Below are 10543 nucleotides of genomic sequence, written 5' to 3' on the forward strand. Positions count from 1 at the left end.
GGCTATAAATTGTGTGAGTTCCTACGTTTGCGGTCTTGCGTTCGTAAAATAGGCAATCAAATCGAAGAAAAACATTGTGGAGCAATGGAACGGGATCTCGGATCGATTGGCACGAAATCTATGTCCGAAGCGGTTTTGTGGAAGCCCAAGGCAACTTGCGAACGAATGCAGGACTTTCAAGTTCGGATTCCCGATGTAAAACGATCTTAGGTCGTTATACTTTTTTTTATCTGAAATCACGGGCGATCTCGTTTAGGAATTTTTTTCCAGGATTGTTTCGGTCTTCCGTTTTTTTAATCACCGCCGCTTCTTTTGAAAAAGTATTGGAGCATCTTTCTTACCTGCGTCGGCGGGACGCCGTTGCCGAAAAATTCTCCGTCCACCCAGATTTCAAAATGAAGATGAGTGTTATCGGTCGAACCTTTCGCTTCTTCTATCAACCCTGAGTTGCCAACGGTGCCAACGACGTCGCCTTGTCTGATCTTGCTTCCGACTCGAACGCCGCTCTTGATGGAAGAAAGATGATTGAAGCTCGTCATCACACCGTTTCCGTGATCGATCCAAACCTGTCTTCCGCCGAAGTCTTTTTCGACGTAAGTAACGGTTCCTTTGTGGGATTGGGAAGTGTGATATTCGTAATCGGATAAAGTCATAGGAAAATAAGAATGATCCGCGCGGACGATCACTCCGTCGCCGGGTGAAACTGCCTCGTCTTGGAAGTTCAGATTCCGAATCTGACCGTCTATATCTTTTTTTCTGTATATATCAATTCCCTTATGGACTCCGTTTCGATAAACGCGAGGCGCGTTTGGAAGCTGGAAATCCAAAGAAGGAATCAGTCCGCCGATCACCGGAAACGAATATCCTCTGAGCCGCGCCTCGATTCCGTTGAGAAGTCTCTGGTTGAGAAAAAGTTTGAGGTCGCTGATCACGACTCCCCGCTCCGTAGTACTCGGAAAAAAAATTCTGATAACCGAAGCGTCTAGGCTTTCGAGTTTGTGAAAGTTGACTAGTTCCACGCGCTCGTTCGTAAGAATGGTTCTCCATTCGTCCCGGATCAAAACTTGAATCTCGTATCTTTTCACGGCTCTTTCTTTTCGAAAAAGTGGGATCGTGATCTCGAGCCCGTTCATGAGACGTTTGGAGCCGAAGTCGACGATGATCCATTCGTTTCCAGGTTGATTCGAGGAATACCAGTGCGTTTGCGGATCCGAATCGAAAAGATTAAAACCTCCGTATTCGGCCGAAAAAGCGGATGAAACGGAATAACTGAACGGAGCCGTTGTCCATCTTCCGAAATCGATAAAATCTACTTCGGAACCGAAGTTTCCGAAATTCGGGGCGGCCGTGATCGAAACACACAAAAGTAAACTTAGAAATCCTACTTTTGTTAAACGAAGTCGATTTAGGAATATTCTAAAATTATTATACATGAAACGGTTTGCCCGCTTCCGCTTTGAGATGTTTGGTCTTTTCTATTTCCCAGGAATCCAAAAATTCGGCGCTTCGCTGAGTAAGATCCGGTCTGAGCGCGATCGGCGCTCCCTTTGCGTCCGCGTACAAAGCTCTTCTCCCGAAAAATCTTCCGTTCACTTCTTCCGTCCAAGGTTTTTTTTCTCCGTCCCCTCTCATCTTCCAAGCGAGAAGGGAAGAATCGCAGACCTCTTTGAGTTCTTTCGGATCCGCTGAAATTCCGTGATCGGGTCCGTTTAAATTTTTATCCAATGTGAAGTGTTTTTCTATCATCGCGGCTCCAAGGGCGACGGCGTTTGGGGCGGCGACGCTCCCCGCGGTATGGTCCGAAAATCCGATCGGAAACGTATAAAGATTTTGGAATGTTTCAACGATTTTCAGATTCGCCTTTTCGGGAGGAGTGGGATAGAGGGAAACACAATGCAAAAGGCAAAGTTGAGTAGTCCCTTCCGTTTCCAAAAAAGAAACGGCTCTGTTTACCTCGAAAAAATCGGCCGCACCCGAGGATAAGATAACGGGAAGTTTTGTCTTCGCGGTTTCTTTCAGAAGCGTCTTGTTCGTTACGTCTCCGCTCGCGATCTTAATCGCGGGAACTTTCAAACTCTCTAGGAGTTGTAAGGATCTTACACAAAGAGGAGTGGAGAAAAAAATCAAACCTTCTTCCTCCGCGGCCTTCTGGAATTTTCTGTGCATCGCTTCCGATAGTTCATATTTTTTGAATATATCCACGAGCACTTTCGCTTCCGGATTGGAAACGTCTATGAATTCTTCCGTTATGTAAGATTGAAACTTGACGGCTTGCGCGCCCGCTTTTTTCGCGGCGGCGATCGTTCGTTTTCCTATTTCTTCGTCGTTATTATGATTGAGTCCGATTTCTGCTACGATTACGGGCGGATGTTCGTTTCCAACGGTTACGTTATTTGTGATCGGGAATTCTTTTTGAAAGGTCATGTTTTACTTCGTTTATTGATTTTTAGGAGGATATATAAGATTTCGGCTCATCAGCTCATAACTTAAGTTCCAAAATGATTTTGCTTTGATATGATAGGACTCGCACTTCACAGGTTCGTTTTTACATTCTTCGGTTTCCCCGATCCGAGGTTCGATGGAAAAGGAAGAATTTCGGATCTTATCGGTAAAACTGTAAAAGATCCAGTTGTCTTCGATCCAGCCGAAAAGATTTCCGAAAGCAAAGTAAGCGGTTCCACCGGCGAGATTCGGGTCCAGAAGATCCCTTCCCATCGCGGAAAATCTGACTTTCTTTCCTACGATTCCGAGAATGGTCGGCACGACGTCGAGCTGGGACGAAATTCGTCGGTCGGATTTCGGTTTAAATTTTCCGGGCGCGTAGATTAAAAACGGAACGTTTCTATCTTCGAAATAGTCCAGGTTTCGATGATGCGCGTGATCTCCCACAAAGATAAATACTGTGTCCTTAAAATAAGGAGCCTTCTTTGCCTTTTCTAAAAAGGAATGTAAGGCTTCGTCCGAGTAGTGAAAGACGTTGAAGAAGTCCGCTTCCTCAAGAGAGCTCGAGAAGACCCGGTCGCCTGGGTTCGGCGTTTGATAGGGATAGTGGGTGGTCAGAGTCAAAGTCACAGTCAGGAAAGGAGATTTTTGAAGCATTAGAATTTCATGAAGTTCGCTTAACACATCTCCGTCGTAATATCCCCAAGGACCGGGTTTGTATTTTTTGAGAGCGTCGAAGTGCTCCTGACCTAAAATCGTGTCAAATCCCCAGTGAGAAAACAGAAAGTTCATATTGTCGAAACTAACGTCTCCTCCGTGAAGAAAGAGAGTCTGGTAACCGACCGATTGGAGAACGGATCCGAGGCCTCCGAATCTGCTTAGAACGAGCGGACTTCTCACCACCGTCAGTCCGGGTCCGTCCGGTATTCCGGTTAACGTTGATAGTAATCCGTTGGTGGTTCTTCCTCCGCTCGCGAAAAAGGACGAAAAGTAAATCCCTTCCTTTACGAGTTCCTCAAAATGAGGGGCTACTAGTTTTCCTTCGGGGCGGAAACTTCCTCCGGAGTAGGCGTATTTTCCGGTCCAACTTTCGAGAAGAATCAAAACGATGTTAGGTGGTTTTTCGGAGTTTTTATCCTCGGTTTCGCGTAAAAGCGGATATTCCTCCGAGACGAATTTCGCTCCCGAGTAAAAAATCTCCTTCCTTACGGTTTCGATCGCCTTCGGATACGGAACGACTAAGTTGGGCGGAATGGATTGATTCTTAAGATCCATGATCGAAGTAAAAACTCCGTTGAGGGCGAGTTGGTTTACTAGATGGATTTTCGAAGTCATCGCATCGCTCGGTCTCAAGGGTCTGGATTGAAATCCGCCTCTAATCGACAAAAACAAAAGAGGGGGGATGTAGAGGAGTTGAAGCAGTTCTCTTTTACGGTGTTTGGGAATATACGTATAATATGATTTACGAATGTAGTAAACCGCGGCAGTCGGAAATCCGGCCAGAATTAAGGTTAAGGAAACGAAGGCAAGGATCGGATTTCCGATCCAAAAGGATTTTAGAATCACGATAAATTCCAAACCTAAAAATACAAAACCTTCATAGCCGAGGTGTTTATTCGTCTCGCCAAAATAGAGAACGTCTCCGACGAGATGAGCGGCCGTCCAGAAAAAAAACACAATGGGTCCGATTCCCCAAAACAAGGCGTAGATTTTCCATCGATTGAGCGGATGGACCGCCGAAAGAATCATAAAAGGTCCGAGGAGCATCGCGCAAACGGAAAGATCGAATCGGATTCCGACGATAAAGCTAAGAAAAATTTCCGCAATCGTAGCCGATTCTATCTTCGAATGAAAAACTCCTAAAAAGAAAAGTCTGTAGGCGAGGAAAAGGATTAGAAATCCGAGGATGTAAATCGAAAAAATCCTGAGATTTGCGGGGAAATTTTTGAACATCGATTCGGGTTAGGAAAAAAAGTTCCAGGTCTGAAAGACTATAAGAGAAACTGTATATGCTAATATTGTCATATATCCGAAAAGAAACAACGGCCAGAACATCGAATTCGTTTCCTTTTTCACTACGGCGAGAGTGGACATACACTGGCAGGCAAACGCAAAGAAAAGGAGCAGACTCACCGAGTTTCTAAGACCCCAAACCGGTTTTCCTTGCGCGTCCGTGTCCTTTGCGATCGCTTCTTTGAGATCCGCTTCCGATTCTTCCCCTCCGATTCCGTAGATGATGGAAAGAGTGGAGACCATTACCTCTCTCGCGGCGAAAGACGTGATGATTCCGATTCCCATCTTCCAGTCAAAGCCGATCGGTTTTAAAACCGGTTCCATAAATTTTCCCATCTCGCCCGCGTAGGATTCGCGGATTTGGATTTTTTTTACTTCCGCTTCGGCTGCGTTAGGAAATTTGGAGACGTCGATTCTCGGATAATTCGCCAGAAACCAAAGCAGAATGGAGATAAAGAGGATGAGTTTTCCCGCGGTCGTCAAAAACGCTTTCAATTTTTTGAATACTGTTATTCCTAAACTTTTGAGAGAAGGAGCGTTGTATGCGGGAAGTTCCATCAGGAAATAGGAAGAATCCGAACGAAAGAAGGTTTTTTTGAAAACAAGGGCCGCAAGCATCGACGCGATCATTCCGAGTAGAAAGAGTCCGAGAAGCGCCAATGCCTTGACGCTGAAAATTCCCCAGACCGCGCCCGCGGGAAAGACCGCGCCAATGACAAGGATATATACCGGATAACGCGCTGAACACGTGATAAGCGGAGAGACAAGAATCGTCGTTATACGATCCGCCTTGTTTTCGATGGTTCTCGTTCCCATGATCGCCGGAACGGCGCAGGCCGCGGAAGATAGAAGAGGAATGAAGGACTTTCCTGAAAGCCCGAACTTGCTCATAAAACGATCCATCACAAAGGAAGCCCTCGCGATATAACCGGTTTCTTCCAAAATTCCTATAAAGAAAAACAAAAGACTGATCTGCGGAATGAAAACCAATACGGCTCCGACTCCTCCGATGATTCCTTCCTGAACTAAAGAACGCAATGGTCCTTCGGTAAAATAAGCTCCTACAAAAGTTCCTACGTCCTGAACTCCGGATTCGATCCAATCCATCGGAACTTCGGACCAGGTAAATAAGGCTTGGAATACAAGCGCCATGATTCCCAAAAAGGAAAGAACGCCCCAGAAAGGATGAAGAAGAATCCGGTCCACTCCGGAAAGAAGACCTTCGTTGTTAAGCGACATTCCTGAAATCGCGGAACCCAAAATCTTTTTGATGTAGATCGATTTCTGGGTGAGTTCTTCCATATAAGTAAATTTCAGCTTGGTTTCCGAGAATTGTTCTTTTACGAAAGTCTGCGATTCTTCCGGAAGAAGCGAAAGACCGGGAAGACCCTTCTGGAGAGTTTCACCCGAGAGTTCTTTGAGGGAATTTATCAGAACGAACTTTAGAGAATTGGAATGTTCCGAGGAGAACGATTTTAAAAGCCGGTGGAGGAATTTTTCACGTTCTTGGTCCCACTGAAAGGATTTGATCGGAAGTCGAAACGCACCCGGAGAAACGAGAAGTTCTTTGAGCTCTTTGATTCCTTCTCCTTTTTTCGGATTTACGTATTGAAACAAAATTCCGAATTCGCGGGAGAGGGCCTCGAGATCCAGACGAACTCTTTTCTTTTCCAGAACGTCTTTCATCGTAACCGCGACTAAGACCGGAACGTTCAATTCTAAAATCTGAAGTAAAAATTGGAGCGACCTTTCCGCGAGGGACGCGTCCATCACGAAAAGAATTCGGTCTCCTTCTTCGTGAGAGATCAAAACTCGGCTCGTGACTTGTTTATCCTCCGCGTTTCCGCCGAGACTGAACGCGCCTGGAAGATCCAAAACTCTAAGAGAACTTTCTCCTTGACGACCCAAAACACCTTCGGCTTTTTCCACGGTGACTCCGTGATAGTTTCCGGTTTTTTGTCTAAGGCCTGTTAGGCGATTGAACAATGTAGTTTTACCGCAGTTCGGATTTCCCGCCATTAGGATCCGGGAAGTTTTAGAATTCGTATGAGGCTTAGAGTGACCCATCTTTGACGTCTCCTATCCGGATCAATTCCGCTTCTCCTTCTCGAATCGCGATTTTCACGTCTCCCGCTTTTAGGATGATTTTTTTCTGAGATTCGTATCTTTCTAATATTAGCACTTTGATTCCGGGTAATAGACCGATATCCAGAATATTTCGGAAAAGGTCTTCTTTTCCCGGCTCTTGGACGAGAGATACGATGGAGGCTTCCTGGCCTTTTTTCAATTCGCTTAACAATAATGTCATATCAGAAATTTTTCTCTGTCCCGGATCAGATCGATGTCCGGAGCCATCGTCTTGACGTATCGATCGAAGTAAAGAATCTGCTTTATCAGAAGTCCGAATTCTTTAGGAATTTTGAGTCCGTTTCTGAGAGAAATTTCGCGGAACTCGAAAAGGATCGCGTTCAACTTCTTATCGTCGAGAGATTCCAAATCCCCCATCTGAAGTTTCATCACCATCTCCGTCATACGCGAGAACACCGCCTCTAAGTCTTTGGAAAGTTTTTTTTCGTCCACACCCTTTGCGGTGGAATCCATTTGGATCAAACCTTTCGCGATCTTTTCGGTCCGGTTGAGGCTTAAACCTTCCAAAAAAATCATCAGTCCTTCCCAGACGCGAGGCGAAATTCTTCCCACAATTCCGAAGTCGATAAAACCCACGGTTCCGTCCCGAAGAATCATTAGATTTCCTGCATGTACGTCCGCGTGAAAAAATCCGTTTCTTGCAAGAGTGGAAAACCAGATCTCGAGCGCTTCCGTGAGTGTCTTTTGAGGATCGGAGGAATATCTGCGGATCGATTGTTCGTCCGTGATCGGAGCTCCGTAAAAACGTTCCATAGTAAGAATTTTTTTTGTCGAAAGTTCTCTGTAGACTTTCGGAACCCTCGCTCTGGTTTCTCCCATCGCGAGAAGTTCCCGTTCGAATTCTTCTATGTTGTCGGCTTCCTTATAAAAATCAATTTCTTCTAATATAGAACTTTGAAACTGTTCCACCATGTCCGAAATTCCCGATTTGCTCAAACCGGGCGCGAATCTTTCGAAAAGAACGGAGGCAAAGTAGATCAGATTCAAATCGGCTGAAAGAGTGGATTCGATATCGGGTCTCTGCACTTTGATGACGACGTCGAGTCCGTCCTTGGTGACCGCGGCGTGCACTTGCGCGATCGAAGCCGAAGCGATCGGGATCGGTTCCACGCTGTAGAAATGATCCGTGAGTTGACCTCCGAGTTCCTTTCTGACGATTTTTTCGATCGTGGAATAGGGAAGGGGCCGGATTCCATCCAAACATTTTTGCATTTCGGTAACGAATTCTTCCGGAAATAAGGACGGAGCCGACGCGATGAACTGACCTAATTTGATATAGGTGGCCCCGAGGTCCTCGAAGGCTTCTCTGAGTCGGATGGGAAATGTTTCCAAAGAACCTCCGCCCAAGGCGAGGTCTTTTAAGAGAAGAAGGGTTTTGGTAGAGAATACAAAACCGCTGTTTAAGATACGGGAGGCACCGCCAAAACCCATTTTCAGGGAATCAAAAAATCCGGCCATATTCACAAAGGTTTCGAACTTCCTTTCAAAATACAACTACAGAAAGGAGGCTTAAAAAATGGGCGGTTGAACGCGGGAGGAAACCGCTTTTTTGTTTACGAACGAAGCCAAATTCTGATTATGGCTACATAAAATACACCTCCGCGGGCGTATCTTCTCTATGAGTAGCGATTCAGTATTACTTCAGGAACTCGATAAACTTGAACTCAACGACCTGAAGAAAGTCGCCACCCTCTGGAATCTAGCCAAACTTCCCTACAAAGAAAAGAATAAAAACGTAACCTATCTCTACGAGATCTTTCAGGATGAATTTTATCTGAAAGGGGTTTTGGAAAAACTCACTCAACTTCAGGTTACGATCTATACGAGCATTCTTAAGAATAAAAACGTTCTGACCTTGGGCGAAATTTCGCGCAAGGTGAACATTCCTCCGATCAACGTCGAGATGGAACTCAATCTTCTCCGCAAATACCAACTCGTTTATCAGAGAAAAAATCGGGAAAGACTCACAAACAATTTAGATAAATATCATGCGTTTGAGGAGATCGCAGATCTCGTTCCTTTGGATCAGAATCTAAAAGGTGACAAATACAAGATCTCCTTGGAGAAAATCCTCGATCGTAAAAAAACCACCGAGATCGCGGACGAATGGAAGGCGGCGGTAAAGGCGCCGAAACAAGTCGACTCGATCAAAAAGTTCTATTCGATCGCGACTTCCGAAGAAGGGATCGATCTCAATCTGCAATCTCTCGGAGATTTGGAAAGAGACACTCTTGTAAGAATCTATCTCAGCGGCGGAGTTTCCGAAGCCGAAGACATTCGCAGTTACGTCGTGACCAGCCGCGGCAAATACGAACAGATCGTTCCGGCGCTTATCGCAAAGGGAATGGTCGTGGACGTTTGTTTTGTCGACGAGAAGTTCGTTCGTGTGTTTGCGATCCCCGATGAAATTCTTAAATACGTTCAGACTCATCCGATTCTTCCTTCCGTAAAAAAAGGAACGAAACAAAGAACCGAAAAACTCGCGGCGAATGATCTCGACTTTTTTCTCAATACGAAAAAATTGATCTCTTATATCAGCCGCAAGGGACTTGTTCTAGCCAAATCGGGAAAGGTAAAACAAGCCGATCACAAACGAACGGAACAGGAGCTTCTCAACCCGGATATCGGAATTTTTCCGGAAAAGAGCCAGATCTATCAGATGGAGCTCATTCTTCCCGTTCTTAAACTTTTGAACCTCGTGGATATCAAGGGTGAAAATATCGTCCTCAAAGGGGACGTGAGCGGTTTTATAGAAAAAGATATTTTTGAAATTATGAAACTCGTCGTGCACGAAGTCAACGAAGCGAGAATGAAACGTGTCATTCCGGCCGAGGTCTTCACCGCGACCGAGATGCCGTTCTACGATAAGCTCATCCTCGACAAGTGTGTGAGTTTGATCATCAAGGCGAAACGAATTCATCTTTCCGTGATCTTTTCGAATATCATTCGGGAGCACATGATTCTTTCTCCCGGATTTAGAACGAAGAATTTCCAATCGGACCTCGCGGAACTCCGCAAGGAAATTATGAGCGGAATTTTTTATCTTCATCTTTTCGGACTTTTGGAAATCGAATATCCGAATCGTTTTTTGACCCTTTCCAAACTGGGAGAATACTTTTTTCAAACGGGAGAATTATCCCACAAAACGGAAAAAGGCGGAATCACGATCAATCCGGATTTCACGATCATCGCGTTTCCGGATCGGGTTTCCATTCACGGGCTACATCTTCTCAAGGCATTTACCGAGCTCAAAGACTACGACCGCGTTTATACGTTCGTTCTTACGAAAGAAGCGTTTCAGTTGGGAATTCTTCTCGGATACAAACCTGCGGAGTTTATCGATTTCTTAAAGACTTCCAGCAAAGCGGATCTCGCGCAGAATCTTCTCTTCTTATTGGAAGACTGGGGCGGAAATCTTCCCGTTGTCGATATCACGGAAGATTGCGTTCTCGTTCGCACAAAGGATCAAAATACGATGGAACTTCTTTTGGGCCAGATCAAAGGGAAGAAGATCGTCCTCGACGAGATTGGTCCGACCGCGGTTCTCGTGGATAAGAATCGAGTGCAAGACGTGATCACCGTTTCCGAAAAACTGAATCTCATCGTAAACCTGACTCGCTAAGAAAAAAGTTTTCTAATTCTCTTTTCTTCTCTTCCTGATTTCTAAAAAACATTTTCCTTTTGTTTCGAAAAAACAAATCCGTCTTTGGGCGGATTCCATCTAAAACGAACGTTTCTCTGAGATTTTGGGAAAAGAACGGAATTTGTGGGAACTCCTTCGTTTTTGCACGGAAGCGTGTCGATCACTGAAAGGTCGGAATTTGTGGGAACTCCTGCGTTTTTACACGGAAGCGGGGCGATCACTGAAACAAAACAAACAGCGGCCAATTTTAAACCTCGAAAATTTTTAGCATTCAGCTTAAGAACCGTAGTGCTCTCA

At 45.2% G+C, this 10543-nt stretch carries 7 protein-coding genes; 1 reads left to right on the plus strand and 6 read right to left on the minus strand.

The features are described from left to right. Window positions 1–293 precede the first annotated feature (293 nt). From CH376_RS13300 to CH376_RS13325, 6 genes are read right to left on the minus strand one after another with little or no spacing between them, the layout of a single operon-like run. The gene (locus CH376_RS13300; protein ID WP_100784350.1) at window positions 294–1433 is read right to left on the minus strand and encodes a peptidoglycan DD-metalloendopeptidase family protein; all 1140 of its coding nucleotides are present in this window, start codon (window positions 1431–1433) and stop codon (window positions 294–296) included. After that, on the minus strand, window positions 1426–2424 hold the full coding sequence (locus tag CH376_RS13305; RefSeq protein ID WP_100784351.1) for an N-acetylneuraminate synthase family protein: 999 nt from the start codon (window positions 2422–2424) through the stop codon (window positions 1426–1428). The genes CH376_RS13300 and CH376_RS13305 overlap by 8 nt, the downstream gene beginning before the upstream one ends. A gap of 12 nt (window positions 2425–2436) precedes the next feature. Next, on the minus strand, window positions 2437–4395 hold the full coding sequence (locus CH376_RS13310; protein ID WP_100784353.1) for an LTA synthase family protein: 1959 nt from the start codon (window positions 4393–4395) through the stop codon (window positions 2437–2439). Between the two features lie 9 nt (window positions 4396–4404). After that, complete coding sequence (feoB, locus tag CH376_RS13315; protein ID WP_100784354.1) at window positions 4405–6522, minus strand: ferrous iron transport protein B; 2118 nt, start codon at window positions 6520–6522, stop codon at window positions 4405–4407. Further along, window positions 6509–6763, minus strand: coding sequence for a FeoA family protein (locus CH376_RS13320; RefSeq protein ID WP_100784356.1), 255 nt, complete (start codon window positions 6761–6763; stop codon window positions 6509–6511). The genes feoB and CH376_RS13320 overlap by 14 nt, the downstream gene beginning before the upstream one ends. Further along, the gene (locus CH376_RS13325) at window positions 6760–8061 is read right to left on the minus strand and encodes an ABC1 kinase family protein (RefSeq protein ID WP_100784357.1); all 1302 of its coding nucleotides are present in this window, start codon (window positions 8059–8061) and stop codon (window positions 6760–6762) included. The genes CH376_RS13320 and CH376_RS13325 overlap by 4 nt, the downstream gene beginning before the upstream one ends. 160 nt (window positions 8062–8221) lie before the next feature. Here CH376_RS13325 and CH376_RS13330 point away from each other — a divergent pair, with 160 nt between their 5' ends. Next, window positions 8222–10225: a helicase gene (locus tag CH376_RS13330; RefSeq protein ID WP_100784358.1), complete on the plus strand. Its 2004-nt coding sequence runs from the start codon at window positions 8222–8224 to the stop codon at window positions 10223–10225. The last annotated feature ends 318 nt before the right edge of the window (window positions 10226–10543 follow it).

Source organism: Leptospira adleri (genome assembly GCF_002811985.1).
In the GTDB taxonomy this organism is placed as follows: Bacteria; Spirochaetota; Leptospiria; order Leptospirales; family Leptospiraceae; genus Leptospira; species Leptospira adleri.